Genomic DNA, 14,810 nt, shown 5'->3' on the forward strand with positions numbered 1-14,810 from the left:
CCGCTACCGTCGGACCCGTCCGACACCTCGAAGGAGAGCCATATGACCAGCACCGACAGCGCCGAACGCCTCGTCTTCGTCGGGGACTCGATCACCGACGCCGGCCGCGACCGGGGCGACGACACGTCGCTCGGCGACGGCTACGTCAGCCTCGTCGCCCGTGACCTGCCCGCGGCCCAGGTGATCAACCGCGGCATCGGCGGCGACCGTGCCGTGGACCTGGAGGCCCGGTGGGAGCGGGACGTCGCACCGACCGCCCCCGACGTGCTCACCCTGTACGTCGGGGTCAACGACATGTGGCGCCGCTTCGACAGTGCCGACCCCACGAGCGCGGAGGCCTTCGAGACCACCTATCGCCGGCTCCTGGACCGGGTGCCCGGCAGCCCGCGCCTCGTGCTCGTGGAACCGTTCCTGCTGCCTGTCCGCGAGGAGCAGCACGGCTGGCTCGACGACCTCGCCGGCAAGCGTGCGGTCGTCACCCGCCTCGCGGCCGAGCGGGGTGCCGCGCTCGTCCCGCTGCACGGCCTGCTCACGGCTGCTGCTGCGACGCACGCCGGGGGAGCGGCCGCCCTCGCGCCCGACGGCGTGCACCCGGCGCCCGAGGCCTCGCGCGCGATCGCGGACGCCTGGCTCGCGGCCTACCGGTCCGGTGCACAAACGATTGTCGATAATGGGGCTAGGCTGCGAGGATGACTGATGCGCTGAGCGGTATCCCGGGTCTCGAACGCGGGCTGCTGTCCGACCAGATCTACGACCTCGTCAAGTCGATGATCAAGTCGTCGCAGCTCGCCCCGGGCGAGCAGCTCGTCGAGTCCCAGCTCGCCCGCCGGCTGCGGGTGAGCCAGGCCCCGGTACGGGACGCGCTCAAGCGGCTCGCCCACGAAGGCCTGGTCACGCACGTGCGCCACCAGGGCAACTTCGTGACCAAGCACTCCGACGAGGAGGCGCAGCAGGCCAAGGAGGCCCGCGTGGCGCTGGAGGCGCTCGCGGGCCGGCTCGCCTGCGGGCGCCTCACGCCGGAGACCCGGTCGAGCCTGGAGCAGGTCATTGCCGCCATGCACGACACGGTCGACGCCCAGGACCTGCCCGCGTTCCGCGAGCTCGACTTCGGGTTCCACCGCGCGGTCATCGAGGCGAGCGGCAACACCTACCTGCCGCGCATGTGGGACATCATCGAGCCGAGCCTGCGTTCCATGCACCTGCTCGGTGACCCCGAGTTCACCGGCGACTGGCACGAGGTGGCCGACTGGCACCGCAGCCTGCTGGACGTGCTCGACGGCAGCGACGCCGATGCCGCCTCGGCGCTCTTCGAGGCCCACGCGGCAGGCACGCTGCTGGACGACGAGCAGGCCTGAGCGGCGCCGCGCCGGACACGGTTCAGCCCACCTGGCACCTGCTCGCCGCGGGTTCGTCGATGCGGTAGAGACGAGCCGCGGTGCCCGACCACAGGGCCGCCGCGGCGGCGTCGTCGAGCCGGGGCAGCGCCCGGGCGGTGCGCTCCAGCACCTCGGCGTAGGGCGCCACCCGCGCGGACATGGGCCAGTCGCTGCCGAACATCAGGCGCTCGGCGCCCAGCAGGTCCACGGCGGCGCGGCCGATCGCCGCGACCCGGCCGGCGTCGTCCGGTCCCCTCGTGTGGAGGCCGGAGACCTTGCCGTGCACGCGCGGGCGTGCGGCGAGCGCCGCGAGCGCCTCGTGCCACGCGCGGTCCGGGGCGGCCGCCCCGAGGCCGAGGTGGCAGACGACGACGTCGAGCGCCGGGTGGCGGCCGGCCAGCGCAGCGACGGCGGGCAGCTGTGCGGGGCGTACGAGCGTCTCCAGGACGCGGCCCGTCGCGGCCAGCCCCGCGCACAGGGCATCGAGGCCGGCGACGTCGGACAGGTCCGTGGCGCCGCCGGGGACGGCGAGGCGGATGCCCGCGACGGGCACGCCCTCGTCGAGCAGCGGCTGTGCCATGCCGGCCCAGGCGGACCGGTCGCCGGGCCGGGCGTCGTACTGCAGCACGACCGGACCGGGCAGCGGTCCGTGCGCCGCCGCCTGGGCGGTGAGCCAGCGGGCCTCGCGCGCGGTGTCCGCGGCCTGGACGGCGACGGCGGCCCGCACGGGCCGGGGAGCCGCCGCGACGGCGGAGGCCAGGTCGTCCGGGGCGACCCGGTGCGGCAGCCCCAGGTCCTGGGCGAACCAGGAGATCCGCATCGCGCTCGTGTCCCAGAGGTGCACGTGCGCGTCCACGATCCCGCCCCCGGCCGCCGCACCGGTCGCACGGTCCGCCCCTCCCGCGCCGTCCGTCCCGTCCGCGCGGCCCGGCCCGACGACCTCAGTCATGCGGCCCCGGTGCGATCCCCGCGGCCGCCGACGCCCTCGCGACGTGGTCGAGCGCGGCCCAGAGACTCTCGGGGATCTCCGCGTCGGCGGCGTCGGCGAAGGCGTCGACCTCGGCCGGCGTCCGCGCCCCCACCACCACGGCCTCCACGCCCGCGACGCGCAGCGGGTACCGCACGGCGGCGGTCGGCAGCGCGACGCCCGCGGCGGCGCAGGCCGCCGCCATGCGCAGAGCACGGTCCACCTGGTCAGGGGTCGCGGGGCGGTAGTCGAAGTACGGGGCACCCACCGGGTCGGCGAGCACCCCGGAGTTGTACACGCCCGCCCCGATCACGCCCACGCCCCGGGCGCGCGCGGCGGGGAGCAGGTCGTCCTCGGCGGTGCGGTCCAGCAGGGTGAGCCGGCCCGCGGGCATGACCACGTCGAGGGCGGCCCCGGCCTCCCGCACCAGGCGGGCGACCGGCACGGTGCGCCCCATGCCGACGCCCACGGCCCGTACCACGCCCTGGTCGCGCAGCTCCAGGAGCGCGGGCAGGGCGCCCCGCAGCGCGGCGTCGACGTCGGCGGGGTCGTGCAGGTAGAGCAGGTCCACGCGGTCGGTGCGCAGGCGGGCGAGGCTGCCCTCCAGCGACCGCAGCACGCCGTCGCGGCTGAGGTCGCCGACGGTGCTCGTGCCGGTGGCGCCCACCGGGACGGGGTCGCCCGCGGCGTCCACGATCGTGCGCCCCACCTTGGTGGCGATCACCACGGTGTCGCGGTCGACGCCCGCCAGGGCGGCGCCGAGCCGCTGCTCGCTGATGCCCTCGCCGTAGTGGGGTGCGGTGTCGAAGAACCGCACCCCACGCTCCAGGGCACGGCCGACGGTCGCCTCGGCGGCGGTCGCCGCCACGGGCGTGAACAGGTTGCCGATGGGCGCGCAGCCCAGCCCGTACGCGGTCGCGACGTCGGGTCGCGCCGCCGGGGCGGGGCTCAGCGGCCGGAGCTCTGCGCGGAACGCCATGCCTCGAACTCCCCTCGGGTGTCGGGGGTCAGGGGGTAGTAGTCGCTCAGCCGGGCACCCTCGTCGAGCCGCTGCCGGCTGAACACCTCCCACTCCTCGTGGTCCCGGGCGGACTCGATCACCTGGTCGGCCATCGCGCGCGGCACGATGACGGGGCCGTCGTCGTCGGCGACCACGAGGTCGCCGGGCATGCACAGCACGCCGCCCACGGCGACGGGCACGTCGAAGGCCCAGGGGAAGAGCTCCGACTGGGAGGCGTAGTGCGGCGTGACGCCCGTGGACCACACCGGCAGCCCGAGGTCGCGGATCTTGCCCGAGTCACGGATGCGGCCGTCGACGACCATGCCCGCGCCGCCCTTGCGCTGGAAGTAGCGGGCCAGGATGTCGCCCACGCAGCCGGAGAACCGGCTGCCGAACGCCTGGACCACGAGCACGTCGCCGGGCCGCACCGTCTCCAGGACGTGCCACAGGGCGGTGTGCCGCTCGACGTACTCCTGCTCGTCGCCCGCGGCCAGGTCCTCGCGCTGCGGCATGAACTGCAGAGTGAGGGCTGAGCCGACCACCCGGTACCCGGGCGAGAGGGGGCGCGGGCCCTCGACGAACGACCGGCGGATGCCCAGCCCGTGCAGCTTGGCGCAGGCGGTGGCGGCGGAGACGTCGCCGAGCCGGGCGACGGTGCCGGCGTCGGCCCGCTCGAACGCGCCGCCCCGCACGGGCAGCGTGACGTCCGGGCGGACGAGTCCGGCGGCGGGATCGTCCGCCGGCAGGCCGGCCGCGCCGGGACGCGTGAGGGCTTCGGTCATGGTGAGGCTCCTTCTCGGAACGGGTGGGGTGCTGGGGTGGGTGTGAACGGCGGCTCAGGACCGGGGGCTGCCCGCCACGGCATGGTGCGGCGGGGTCAGGGCGGGCCCGGTGAGCAGCACGAGGTCCGCGCGGTGCGACGGCGGCAGCTCGACCAGCAGGTCGGCGGCATCCAGCGGGACGGTCACCGACGTGGGGCTGCCGGGCCGCCCGGCGGACGCCGTCGACGGCCCCGGGTAGACGCCGCCCGCCTCGCCCCGGGTCACGACGCCGGTCAGGCGCTGCTCCCCGAACCGGCCGGGCCGCACGCGCACCCGCCGCGTGCGGGTCGCCGACAGGTTGACGAGGGACAGCTCGACGCGCCCCTCCTGCGGGTCGCCGTCCAGCCGTGTGACCAGGGCGGCGACGTCGGGCGGCAGACCGGGGCGGCCCCGGTCGGCGTCGGTGTAGGCGACCGCCGCGAACGGCAGGCCACCGTTGTAGAGCGTCTGCGGCGTGCCCGTGACGAGCTGCCCGAGCACCTCGGTGACCACGGGGTTGACCCGCTGCCAGAAGTGCAGGTGCACCGTCGCGGGGTCCACGGGCTCGGCCTCCATCACCGCGACCCGGCGGGCGAGCTGCCCCAGCGCCATCGACAGCGCCCGCTCCGGGTACTCCGGGAACGTGCCGTCGAGGAACGTGAGCCACGGGCCCTCGTGCCCCGCCTCGACCTTGTCGCGGAACGGCCGCACCTCGCGCGATCCCGGGGTGCCGTCCAGCACGCGGTCCAGGCGCTCGCGGTCGGCGGGGTCGCGGGTCCACCACCACAGCCAGGCGGGCAGGTCGGCCTGCAGCGGCCCGAAGTCGAACCAGCCCTCGGCGCCGTACCGGTAGGGCACCAGGAGGGCTGGCTCGGCGGCGTGCGGGCCGAGCCGTTCGAGCCAGCTCCCGCGCAGGCTGAAGGGCGTCTGCGTGACGGGCGCGGTGACCGCCCGGTCCAGCACCGTGTCGAGCATCGTGCGCACCAGGTCGAGGGGTCCGTCGTCGCGCGGCCCGGCGCCGCCCGTGAGGAACGACGCGTTGAGCGCGCCGATCAGCGTGCTCATGCCCACCGAGTGCAGGCCGTGGGGCCAGGTCCAGCCGTAGTGGCCGCCGTACCAGGCGCCGTCGTGCAACCCGCCGACGGCGCCGTCGGGCGCCACGTTGTCCGGCATGAGACCACCGGCGGCCTCGGCTCGTGACCGCCAGCCGTCGACGTACCGGGCCACCCACGCGGCCGAGGCGGCGTCGCCGTCGTACAGCCAGCGGTTGGTCACCAGGGACGTGGCCGCCAGGTTGACCGCGGTGTCGCCGGCGGCGCGGCGCTGCATCTCGTCGCCCATGAGCTGGGCCTTGGCGGGGTCCTCCAGGTCGGACCAGCGCGTGATGCCCGGCAAGCCGTGCAGCGGGAGGCCGTAGGCCGCCATGTAGTCGAGCGAGGCCGGGTAGGTGAGCCACTCGGGGCCCAGCCCGGGCAGCGGGCCGCGGGCCCCGTTGTGCGGCGCCGTGATGATGTTGCGTGCCGGGTCGTAGTTGCCGTGCGCCGGGTCGGTGTAGAGCTCGGCGAAGCGCCGGGCGCGCTCGGCGAACCGCTCGTCGCCCGGGTCGGCGGCGCACAGGCCGTAGAAGAACAGCAGCGACTCGCCCTGGTGGAACCAGTCGTACCCGTTCTCGTACTCGCCGCTCAGCATGCCGGCCTCGGTGAGCTGCGCCGTCACGCCCTCGAAGTGGTGCTTGGCGGCGTCCAGCACGGCGTCGCTGCCGCCCAGGGCGTAGAAGGCGGGCCAGTTGAAGAACGGCTCGTAGAGGTCGTCCACGCCGTCGCGGTGCTCGAACCCGCCCGCGTGCAGGATGCGGCCGTCGGGCCCGCAGTACCGCTCGGCGAACAGCCGCCAGGCCTCCTCGGTCGCGTCGAACAGGCGGCGTTCGAGCACGGCCCAGGCGGGGACCTCGTGCAGGGGGGTGGTAGGGATCCGCATCGCCTCAGCCCTTCGTCGCCCCGGCGACCAGGCCGCCGATGATGTGCCGCTGCATGACGACGAAGAACACGATCGCGGGCGTCACCGCGAGCAGCAGCGTGGGGAAGACGGTCGTGTAGTCCGTCGAGAACTCGCCGACGGCCGCGTACACGCCCGTGGTCACGGTGTAGATGCCGGAGCTGGGGCCGAGGATGATCTGCGGGCTGACGAAGTCGTTCCAGACGCTGATCGAGTTCAGCACCACGATGGTGGCCACCACGGGCCGCATGATCGGGAAGATGCAGGCCCAGAACGCCCGGATCTTGCCCGCGCCGTCCAGCGCGGCGGCCTCGTCGATGTCCCGCGGCACGGTGCGCAGGTACGCGGCGAACAGGAAGATCGTGACCGGCAGCGTGGCCGCCGTCTCGAAGAGGACGAAGCCGGGGATCGTGTTGATCAGCCCCAGCACCCGCAGCACGAACACGACGGGGATGAGCGTCACCTGGCCCGGGATGAACAGCCCGGACACGAACAGGAGCAGCAGCCCCAGGTGCCACTTCGAGCGACCACGTGCGATCACGTACGCCACGGGCGCGGCCAGCGCGATGCCGAACACGTTGACCAGCGCCACGAACAGCAGCGTGACGCCGTAGGCGCGCACCACGTTGAACTTCTCGCTGGTCAGCGCCGCCTGCAGGTACTCCAGGCTGAACGTGTCCGGGCCGATCGCCAGCGGGGAGGCGATGATCGCCTCCTGCGGCTTGAAGGCGTTGATCACCATGATGTACAGCGGCACCAGCATGACCAGGGCGCCGGCGCCGAGCAGCGCCCACTTGAGCACGGTGCCCACGCCGGGTGCACGCAGCGTCCGTCGGGGGGTCGGGTACCTGCTCATCAGTCCGTCACCTTCTTCTCCGCGCCGCGCCGGGCGAACGTCACACCGAGACCGAGCACGGCCGTGGCGAGCAGCAGGATCACCGACTGTGCGGCGCCGAACCCGAGCTCGGACTGCGCGAACGAGTCCCGCAGCACCTGGTAGACGATCGTCTGGGTGGAGCCCGCGGGACCGCCGTCGGTCAGCGCCAGGACGATGTCGTAGACCTTGAGCAGCCCCACGAGGGTGAGCACCAGGTTCACGGTGAACACGGGGGCGATCAGCGGCAGCGTCACGTTGCGGAACTGCTGCCACCTCGAGGCGCCGTCCACGGTGGCGGCCTCGTAGTACTCGGGTGGCACCGACTTGATGCCGGCCAGGAACAGGATCATGTTGAAGCCGAAGTGCGACCACACGATCGTCAGGATCACGCTCGCCTTGGCGAACCCCACTTCCGTGAGGAACGGGACGAGCGGCACACCGAGGTGCCCGAGCAGGCCGTTGACGGCGCCCTCCGGCGCCAGCATGGCCGACCACAGGAACCCGATGATCAGCGCGCTGATGATGTACGGGTAGAAGAAGATCGTGCGCATCAGCGTGTTCGCTCGGCCCGAGCCGGAGATGAGGGCCGCGATCGCGAGCCCGACGCCGTTGCACAGCACCGTGCCGAAGAACGCCACGACCGCGGTGAAGATCGCGGCGTCGACCGTGCGGGGGTTGCGGAACGCCTCGGCGTAGTTGTCGAGCCCGATGAACGTGAAGTTCAGGCTGTAGCCGTTCCAGTCGGTCAGGCTCAGCACGAACGCGAGGATCATCGGGACGATGAACATCGCCAGGAACACCAGGACGGCGGGGCCGCCCATGACGATCCCGGGGAGGCGGTCGCGCCACACCCGCGCCGCCGGGCGGCGGCGCGGGCGGGGCACGACGGTGAGCGTGTCTGCCATGTCGGTCACCTGTCTGCTGGCGGGGTTCAGCCGATGGTCGAGGCGAACCAGTCGTCCATGGCCGCCTCGACGTCGGCGGCGGGGGTGCCGCCGATCAGGGCCTGGGTCTGGGCGTTGATCTCGTCGGAGTAGCCCACGGGCAGGGTGCGCTCGCCGTAGCCCTGGCCGGTCGGGGTGTAGGCCTCGGCGGGCGTGTCGGCCACGATCTGCTGCAGCTCCTGGCCCAGCTCGTCCATGTCGTACTCGTAGCCGTCGCGGAAGTTGCCGTCCACCTCGAGCTGGTCGGCCACGGCCGTCTGGTCGGTCACCAGGAACTCGACGAGCTCGGCGGCCGCGTCCTGGTCCTCGCTGGTCTTGAGGATGGAGTAGGGGCTGGCGATGTTGGCGCCCATCGCCGGCGTGCCGACGCCCTGTGCGGCGGGGGCCGCGAAGACGCCGATCTCGGCCTTCTCCTCGGCCTTGGCCTCGGTGCCGGCGAACCAGCTGCCCATCGGGTAGATCGCGCTCTTGCCCGACAGGAACGCCTGCTCGGCGTCCGGGTACTTGATGCCCAGGGCGTCCTTGGGCACGTAGCCCTTCGCCACCCACTCGGCGTACGTCTCGACCGTCGCGCCGTAGGTGTCGGCGAACGTCACCTCGCCCGAGCTCATCCGGGCGAACCACTCCGGGTCCTGACCCACGATGGTCGGCAGCCCCAGCGTCTGCAGCGAGTGGCTGGTCATCCAGTCGCCACCGGTCTGGATCGGGGTCCAGCCGGCGTCCTTGAGCTTGCCGAGCGCCGTGGTGAGCTCCTCGACGGTGGTGGGTGTCCCTGTGATGCCCGCCTCCTCGAAGGCCGTCTTGTTGTAGAACCACAGGCTCTGCAGCTGGAAGCCGATGCCGGCCATGTAGTACTTGCCGTCGATCGAGTACTGGTCGGCCAGCGGCCCGCCGGAGGCCCACTCGTACTGCGACAGGTCCACGAGCTCGGGCGCCAGGTCGACCGTCGGCGGCAGCGACTGCACCACGTCGGGAGCGTCACCGGCGGTCAGGAGCCGGGGGAGGGCGGCGGCGACGCCCTCGGCTCCCGGGTTCTGCACGACGACGTCGATGTCCGGGTGCGCCTCCTCGAACGGGGCGACGAGCTCGTTCCAGAACTCCTCGGTCAGGTTGGGGGTCACGTTGACGAGCAGGCTCAGCTCGGTGGTGCCGCCGGCCGCGGCGTCGCCGTCGGAACCGGCACAGCCGGTGAGGGCGAGGGCGGACACCGTGAGCGTGCCCACGCTCACGAGGGTGCGGTGCTTGATCATCGTTGATCCTTTCGGGGGATGCCGCGGCACGCTGCTGTGCGTGGCGCGCGACGTGGCGCGAACGACTCTGGAGTGACGTCTCAGGGAGAGTAATCGATAATCGTTGGATTGGGAAGAACGTCGCCGTCGGGCCCGCGTAGGCTCGCCGGGTGAACCGGACCGACCGCCTGTACGCCATCGTCGAGGAGCTGCGGGCCGTGGCCCCGCGCCCGCGGAGCGCGTCCTGGCTGGCCGACCGGTTCGAGGTCAGCCGCCGGACCGTCGAGCGCGACATCGGCGCGCTGCAGCAGGCCGGGGTGCCCGTCTGGGCCGAGCCGGGCCGTACCGGTGGTTACTGCCTCGACCGGTCCAGGACCCTCCCGCCGGTCAACTTCAGCCCCGACGAGGCGGTCGCCGTCGCCGTCGCACTGGGCGGCCTGGCCGGGACGCCGTTCGCGCCCGCGGGCTCGACGGCGCTCCGCAAGATCCTCGCGGCCATGCGGGACGACGACGCGACCGCCGCCCACGACCTCGCCGCCCGCGTGCACCTGCTCGGGGCGCCGCCCGAGGTGCCGCCCGTCCCCGCCGTGCTCACCGACGCGATCACCGCACGCCGGGTCCTGCGCCTGCGGTACACCGACCGGGCGGGCGCCGCGACGACGCGCGACGTCGAGCCGCTCGGCTTCGTCGGCTCGTCCACGGCGTGGTACCTGCTGGCCTGGTGCCGCCTGCGCGACGGCGTCCGGGCCTTCCGTCTCGACCGCGTCGACCGGGTCACGGCGACCAGCGAGCGCGCGCCGCGGCGGGTGGTCCGGCCGGAGGACGTCCAGGTGCCCGAGGGCGACCTGCGCACCCTGACCCTCCTGGGCTGACCGGGCGAGCCGCGCTCGCCGCGGAAACACCGACACCGGGGTGTCGTCGAGCAGGCCGAGGCTGGGGGCACGAGCCACGGACGGACCGTGGCAGTGACCAGGAGGACCATCCCATGCGCCCTGCGACCCTCGCCTCCGTGCGCCTCATCACCGACGACGTCGACCGCCTGGCGGCCTTCTACGAGCGGGTCACCGGTGCGACCGCGGACCGGCCGTCCCCCGAGTTCGCCGAGCTGCGCACGGAGAGGGGCACCCTCGCCATCGGCAGCACCCGGACCGTCCAGCTCTTCGGCCCCGGCGCCGCTGGCCCGGCGGACAACCGGACGGCCATCGTGGAGTTCCTCGTCGACGACGTCGACGCGCTGTTCGCCGGCCTCGACGACACGGTGCCGACCGTGACCCCGCCGACCACCATGCCCTGGGGCAACCGGTCGCTGCTCGTCCGCGACCCCGACGGCACCCTGGTGAACCTGTTCACGCCCGTGAGCGCCGAGGCGCGTGAGCGGGCCGGTGTCGGACAGGCCGGGACGGAATGAGGGCGAGTCCCGCGCCGCCGTCGGGCAGACTATGACGTGCGGGCCGGCAGGCCCGCCGAGCGACACCTGACCGACAACGACCGGTCGACCCCATCAGAAGGAGCATCCACGGTGACCCACATCTTCGACGAGCTGCAATGGCGAGGCCTGGTGGCGCAGTCCACCGACGAGGCCGCGCTGCGTTCTGCACTGTCGGAGGGCACCGTGGACTATTACGTGGGCTTCGACCCCACGGCGCCGTCGCTGCACATCGGCAACCTCGTCCAGATCCTCACCGCCCGCCGCCTGCAGGACGCCGGCCACCGGCCCTACCTGCTGGTCGGCGGCGCGACGGGCCTGATCGGCGACCCGCGCGACTCGGGGGAGCGCACCCTCAACTCGCCCGAGATCGTCGCCGGATGGGTGGAGCGCATCCGCGCCCAGATCGAGCCGCACCTCTCCTTCGAGGGCGACAACGCCGCGCGCATGGTGAACAACCTCGACTGGACCGGCCCCCTGTCGGCGATCGAGTTCCTGCGCGACATCGGCAAGCACTTCCGGCTGGGCACCATGCTGTCCAAGGACATCGTGGCCCGGCGGCTCGCCTCGGACGAGGGCATCAGCTTCACCGAGTTCAGCTACCAGGTGCTGCAGGGCATGGACTTCCGCGAGCTGTACCGGCGCCACGGCATCACGCTGCAGCTGGGCGGCAACGACCAGTGGGGCAACCTGCTGGCCGGCGTCGAGCTGATCCGCAAGGCGGAGGGCGTCAGCGCCCATGCGCTGACCACGCCGCTGATCACCAAGGCCGACGGCACCAAGTTCGGCAAGTCCGAGGGCGGCTCCATCTGGCTCGACCCGGAGATGACCAGCCCCTACGCCTTCTACCAGTTCTGGCTCAACCAGGCCGACGCCGACGTCGTGAACTACCTCAAGGTGTTCACGTTCCGCTCCCGCGAGGAGATCGCCGAGCTCGAGCGCGAGGTGGCCGAGCGGCCCTTCGCGCGCGAGGCGCAGAAGGCGCTCGCGGGCGACGTCACCACGCTGGTGCACGGCGCGGGGGCCACGGAGGCGGTCATCGCGGCGAGCCAGGCGCTGTTCGGCCGCGGATCGCTCGACGAGCTCGACGCCCGGACGCTCGACGGTGCGGTCGCGGAGCTGCCGCGCGTCACCGCCAAGGCGGGTGACCTCGTCGCCGATCTCATGGTGGGCTCCGGCCTCGTCGCGTCCAAGGGCGCCGCGCGCCGCGCGATCGCCGAGGGCGGTGCGTACGTCAACAACGTGAAGGTCACGTCCGACGACGCCGCGCTCGCCGCCGAGGACCTGCTGCACGGCAGGCACGCGGTGCTGCGCCGGGGCAAGAAGACCCTGGCGGTGGCGACGTCGGAGTGACGCCGGCCTGACCGCACCGAGCGTGCCGGCGGCCACCCGCTGACCAGCGGGTGGCCGCCGTTCGCATGTCCGGCCGGGCATGTCCTGATACTTGCCCGAAATCGGGCAAGAAATTGCTGTTCGCGATCGAGTGCGTCAGTCTCTCGGATATGAGGACGTCTTCCGACCTCGTCGCCCACGTGGCGGCGACCACCGGGCTCACCCCCGCCGAGGCGGCGCGCGTGATCGGCGACGTCGTGGCGTACTACGCCACGCCGGTGGAGGAGGTCGTCCGACGGCGGCACGCCGAGCTGAAGGTCCACGGGGCGCGCAACCCGGAGATCTTCGAGCGCATCGCCACCGAGCTCGAGCACCGGGTCGTCGCGGCCCCACGGCTCACCGAGCGACAGCTGCGCCGGATGATCTACGGCTGATCCCCAGCACCACACGAAGGAGCACCACCATGTGCGGAATCGTCGGTTACGTCGGCGGCCAGAACGCCGCCCCTCTGCTCGTCGAGGCCCTCGGCCGGCTCGAGCATCGCGGGTACGACTCGGCGGGCGTCGCCGTCGTCGGCTCCCAGGTCCGCGTCGCCAAGCGCGCCGGCCGCGTGCGCGACCTCGCCGAGGTCCTGCCCAAGCGGATGCCCGGCCGCGTGGGCATCGGCCACACCCGCTGGGCCACGCACGGCCCCGCCACCGACGTCAACGCCCACCCGCACACGGACGCGAGCGGCGCCGTCGCCGTGGTGCACAACGGCATCATCGACAACGCCGCCGCGCTGCGCGCCCGGCTCACCGACCAGGGGGTGCCGCTCGCGAGCGACACCGACACCGAGGTCTTCGCCCATCTCGTCGCCCTGTCCGACGCCGACACCCTCGAGGGCAAGGTCGTCGAGGCGCTGGACGCCGTCGAGGGCACCTACGGGCTGGCCGTGGTGCACGCCGCCTTCCCGGACCGGGTGGTGGTGGCCCGCAACGGCAGCCCGCTGCTCGTGGGCGTCGGGGACAAGGAGATGTTCGTCGCCTCCGACCTGGCAGCCCTGGTCCGGCACACCACCACGGTGGCCCACCTGGCCGACGGCGAGCTGGCGACCGTCACGGCATCGGGCTTCACGACCTTCCGGCGGGACCTCACCCGTACGCAGACCACGGCGCGCGAGGTCGACGTCGACCCGAGCGCCTACGAGCACGGCACCGTCGACGGCCGGCCCCGCATGTATACCGAGATGCTGGAGCAGCCGGCCAGCGTGGAACGGGCGCTCCGCGGCCGGCTCGACGAGCGGTTCGCGACCGCGCACCTCGGCGGGCTCGAGATGGACGCACGCGAGCTGCGCGCGATCCGGCGGGTCAAGATCCTCGGCTGCGGCTCCGCCTACTACGTGGGACAGATGGGCGCATCGCTCGTCGAGGAGCTCGCACGCATCCCCGCCGACGCCGAACCCGCCAGCGAGTTCCGCTACCGCAGCCCCGTGATCGAGCCCGACACGCTGTACGTCGCGGTGAGCCAGTCGGGCGAGACCATCGACACGCTGCTCGCGGTCGAGGAGATCCGGCGCAAGGGCGGCCGGGTCATCGGGCTGGTCAACGTGGTCGGCTCCGCGATCGCGCGGGCCTGCGACGGCGGGATCTACCTGCACGCGGGACCCGAGATCGCCGTCGCGTCCACCAAGGCACTGACCACGATGTTCGTGGGCTTCGCCCTGCTCGCCCTCCAGCTCGGGCGGGTGCGCGACCTGTCCGTCGCCGACGGCCGCCGCCTGGTCGCGGGCCTGCAGGCCCTGCCCGCCCAGATCGAGCAGGTGCTCGACGGCGAGGAGACGGTCGCGCGAGCGGCGAAGGCGCTCGCGGCGGCCGAGAGCCTGTTCTTCGTGGGCCGGGTCCGGGGCTATCCGGTCGCCCGGGAGGGTGCGCAGAAGTTCAAGGAGATCAGCTACCGGCACGCCGAGGCCTACCAGATGTCGGAGCTCAAGCACGGCCCGCTGGCCCTGGTCTCGCCCGAGGTGCCCACGGTCGCCGTCGTGCCCGACGACGAGCTGACCGACCGCAACGTGGCCGCCCTCCATGAGATCGCGGCGCGGGGTGGCCCCCTCGTGGTCGTGACGCACGCGGGCGTCGACCTGGGGGAGCTGCACGCCGAGCGGATCGACGTGCCGAAGAACGAGCGGGAGCTCGACCCCCTGCTCCTGACCGTGCCGCTGCAGCTCCTCGCGTACCACGCGGCGCTCACGCTCGGGCACGACGTCGACAAGCCGCGGAACCTCGCGAAGTCGGTCACCGTGGAGTGATCCGGCCTGATGCCCTGGGCCCGCCGTTCCCTGGTGACTGCCGATTTGGCGTGCGGGCCCAGGTCTGTGTACTGTTCCTGTCGTTCGCCCGGCAGGGAGGCACGGACAGGAAGCGCGTCGAGCGCGACTGGCCGGTCCCGGGGTGGAAACCAACCCAGTTCTCGTAGTAGCCTAGTGCGCCCCGGAACTGGGTGGGGGCTTGTCAGATCGCCTCCCACGATCATGGGTCCTCACGAGGGTCCTTGCGCCGGGGAACGTGATAGGGTAAGTTACAGAGGTTGCCTCCGATCGAGGAGGCCCCCTACCTCGCGGAACATCGAAGCTCAGCTTCTGGGACGCGAAAATGGGTACCAGAATTCATTCGGACGCTCGAATAATTCGCTCACGGTCTCGGCCGGAGGGGATTTGGAAAAGTCCGAAAGGTCCTGGTAGGTTAGAGGAACTGCCCCGGGCAGGGAAACGGTCGGAAGATTGTGGCTCTGACGGTGTGCGTCGGTTGTTTGAGAACTCAACAGTGTGCTTGATAGTCAATGCCAATTATTTGACTCTCTTGTTTCAGGTCGCATCGCCATAATGG

At 72.6% G+C, this 14,810-nt stretch carries 14 protein-coding genes; 7 read left to right on the forward strand and 7 right to left on the reverse strand.

All coding sequences use genetic code 11. The features are described 5' to 3' along the window. Positions 1-42 precede the first annotated feature (42 nt). The gene (locus tag ACIG47_RS18670; protein WP_397432519.1) at positions 43-693 is read left to right on the forward strand and encodes an SGNH/GDSL hydrolase family protein; all 651 of its coding nucleotides are present in this window, start codon (positions 43-45) and stop codon (positions 691-693) included. Next, a complete protein-coding gene (locus ACIG47_RS18675) occupies positions 690-1,355 on the forward strand; it encodes a GntR family transcriptional regulator (protein ID WP_397432520.1) in 666 nt (221 codons plus the stop codon). Before ACIG47_RS18670 ends, ACIG47_RS18675 begins: the two co-directional genes overlap by 4 nt. Positions 1,356-1,377: 22 nt before the next feature. Here ACIG47_RS18675 and ACIG47_RS18680 read toward each other — a convergent pair whose 3' ends face one another. From ACIG47_RS18680 to ACIG47_RS18710, 7 genes are read right to left on the reverse strand one after another with little or no spacing between them, the layout of a single operon-like run. Beyond that, a complete protein-coding gene (locus ACIG47_RS18680) occupies positions 1,378-2,325 on the reverse strand; it encodes an amidohydrolase family protein (RefSeq protein ID WP_397432521.1) in 948 nt (315 codons plus the stop codon). After that, on the reverse strand, positions 2,318-3,322 hold the full coding sequence (locus ACIG47_RS18685) for an aldo/keto reductase (RefSeq protein WP_397432522.1): 1,005 nt from the start codon (positions 3,320-3,322) through the stop codon (positions 2,318-2,320). The genes ACIG47_RS18680 and ACIG47_RS18685 overlap by 8 nt, the downstream gene beginning before the upstream one ends. Then, positions 3,292-4,125: a ribonuclease activity regulator RraA gene (locus ACIG47_RS18690; RefSeq protein ID WP_397432523.1), complete on the reverse strand. Its 834-nt coding sequence runs from the start codon at positions 4,123-4,125 to the stop codon at positions 3,292-3,294. Before ACIG47_RS18690 ends, ACIG47_RS18685 begins: the two co-directional genes overlap by 31 nt. 54 nt (positions 4,126-4,179) lie before the next feature. Next, positions 4,180-6,120, reverse strand: coding sequence for a hypothetical protein (locus tag ACIG47_RS18695; protein ID WP_397432524.1), 1,941 nt, complete (start codon positions 6,118-6,120; stop codon positions 4,180-4,182). Between the two features lie 4 nt (positions 6,121-6,124). Further along, positions 6,125-6,994 (reverse strand): carbohydrate ABC transporter permease, encoded by an 870-nt coding sequence (locus ACIG47_RS18700; protein ID WP_397432526.1) that lies wholly within the window; start codon positions 6,992-6,994, stop codon positions 6,125-6,127. Beyond that, positions 6,994-7,920 carry a carbohydrate ABC transporter permease gene (locus ACIG47_RS18705; RefSeq protein WP_397432528.1) on the reverse strand — a complete coding sequence of 309 codons (927 nt, stop codon included), beginning with the start codon at positions 7,918-7,920 and terminating at the stop codon, positions 6,994-6,996. The genes ACIG47_RS18700 and ACIG47_RS18705 overlap by 1 nt, the downstream gene beginning before the upstream one ends. A gap of 26 nt (positions 7,921-7,946) precedes the next feature. Further along, positions 7,947-9,209, reverse strand: coding sequence for an ABC transporter substrate-binding protein (locus tag ACIG47_RS18710; protein WP_397432530.1), 1,263 nt, complete (start codon positions 9,207-9,209; stop codon positions 7,947-7,949). Between the two features lie 149 nt (positions 9,210-9,358). Here ACIG47_RS18710 and ACIG47_RS18715 point away from each other — a divergent pair, with 149 nt between their 5' ends. From ACIG47_RS18715 to glmS, 5 genes are all read left to right on the forward strand, one after another. Then, the gene (locus tag ACIG47_RS18715) at positions 9,359-10,060 is read left to right on the forward strand and encodes a helix-turn-helix transcriptional regulator (RefSeq protein WP_397432532.1); all 702 of its coding nucleotides are present in this window, start codon (positions 9,359-9,361) and stop codon (positions 10,058-10,060) included. Positions 10,061-10,173: 113 nt separating this feature from the next. Continuing rightward, entirely contained in the window at positions 10,174-10,596 is a 423-nt protein-coding gene (locus ACIG47_RS18720; protein ID WP_397432533.1) for a VOC family protein, read from the forward strand. Between the two features lie 111 nt (positions 10,597-10,707). Next, positions 10,708-11,967, forward strand: coding sequence for a tyrosine--tRNA ligase (gene tyrS / locus ACIG47_RS18725; RefSeq protein ID WP_397432534.1), 1,260 nt, complete (start codon positions 10,708-10,710; stop codon positions 11,965-11,967). A 149-nt stretch (positions 11,968-12,116) separates the two neighbouring features. Further along, the gene (locus tag ACIG47_RS18730; RefSeq protein ID WP_397418644.1) at positions 12,117-12,380 is read left to right on the forward strand and encodes a hypothetical protein; all 264 of its coding nucleotides are present in this window, start codon (positions 12,117-12,119) and stop codon (positions 12,378-12,380) included. A 29-nt stretch (positions 12,381-12,409) separates the two neighbouring features. Continuing rightward, positions 12,410-14,233: a glutamine--fructose-6-phosphate transaminase (isomerizing) gene (gene glmS / locus ACIG47_RS18735; protein ID WP_397432535.1), complete on the forward strand. Its 1,824-nt coding sequence runs from the start codon at positions 12,410-12,412 to the stop codon at positions 14,231-14,233. The last annotated feature ends 577 nt before the right edge of the window (positions 14,234-14,810 follow it).

This window comes from Promicromonospora sp. NPDC052451, from assembly GCF_044547525.1.
Taxonomy (GTDB): Bacteria; Actinomycetota; Actinomycetes; order Actinomycetales; family Cellulomonadaceae; genus Promicromonospora.

What these genes read in the sequence shown, in the direction of transcription:
- ACIG47_RS18670 (WP_397432519.1), top strand. Translation starts at nt 43, where the DNA reads ATGACCAGCACCGACAGCGCCGAACGCCTCGTCTTCGTCGGGGACTCG.
- ACIG47_RS18675 (WP_397432520.1), top strand. Translation starts at nt 690, where the DNA reads ATGACTGATGCGCTGAGCGGTATCCCGGGTCTCGAACGCGGGCTGCTG.
- ACIG47_RS18680 (WP_397432521.1), bottom strand. Translation starts at nt 2,325, where the DNA reads ATGACTGAGGTCGTCGGGCCGGGCCGCGCGGACGGGACGGACGGCGCG.
- ACIG47_RS18685 (WP_397432522.1), bottom strand. Translation starts at nt 3,322, where the DNA reads ATGGCGTTCCGCGCAGAGCTCCGGCCGCTGAGCCCCGCCCCGGCGGCG.
- ACIG47_RS18690 (WP_397432523.1), bottom strand. Translation starts at nt 4,125, where the DNA reads ATGACCGAAGCCCTCACGCGTCCCGGCGCGGCCGGCCTGCCGGCGGAC.
- ACIG47_RS18695 (WP_397432524.1), bottom strand. Translation starts at nt 6,120, where the DNA reads ATGCGGATCCCTACCACCCCCCTGCACGAGGTCCCCGCCTGGGCCGTG.
- ACIG47_RS18700 (WP_397432526.1), bottom strand. Translation starts at nt 6,994, where the DNA reads ATGAGCAGGTACCCGACCCCCCGACGGACGCTGCGTGCACCCGGCGTG.
- ACIG47_RS18705 (WP_397432528.1), bottom strand. Translation starts at nt 7,920, where the DNA reads ATGGCAGACACGCTCACCGTCGTGCCCCGCCCGCGCCGCCGCCCGGCG.
- ACIG47_RS18710 (WP_397432530.1), bottom strand. Translation starts at nt 9,209, where the DNA reads ATGATCAAGCACCGCACCCTCGTGAGCGTGGGCACGCTCACGGTGTCC.
- ACIG47_RS18720 (WP_397432533.1), top strand. Translation starts at nt 10,174, where the DNA reads ATGCGCCCTGCGACCCTCGCCTCCGTGCGCCTCATCACCGACGACGTC.
- ACIG47_RS18730 (WP_397418644.1), top strand. Translation starts at nt 12,117, where the DNA reads ATGAGGACGTCTTCCGACCTCGTCGCCCACGTGGCGGCGACCACCGGG.
- glmS (WP_397432535.1), top strand. Translation starts at nt 12,410, where the DNA reads ATGTGCGGAATCGTCGGTTACGTCGGCGGCCAGAACGCCGCCCCTCTG.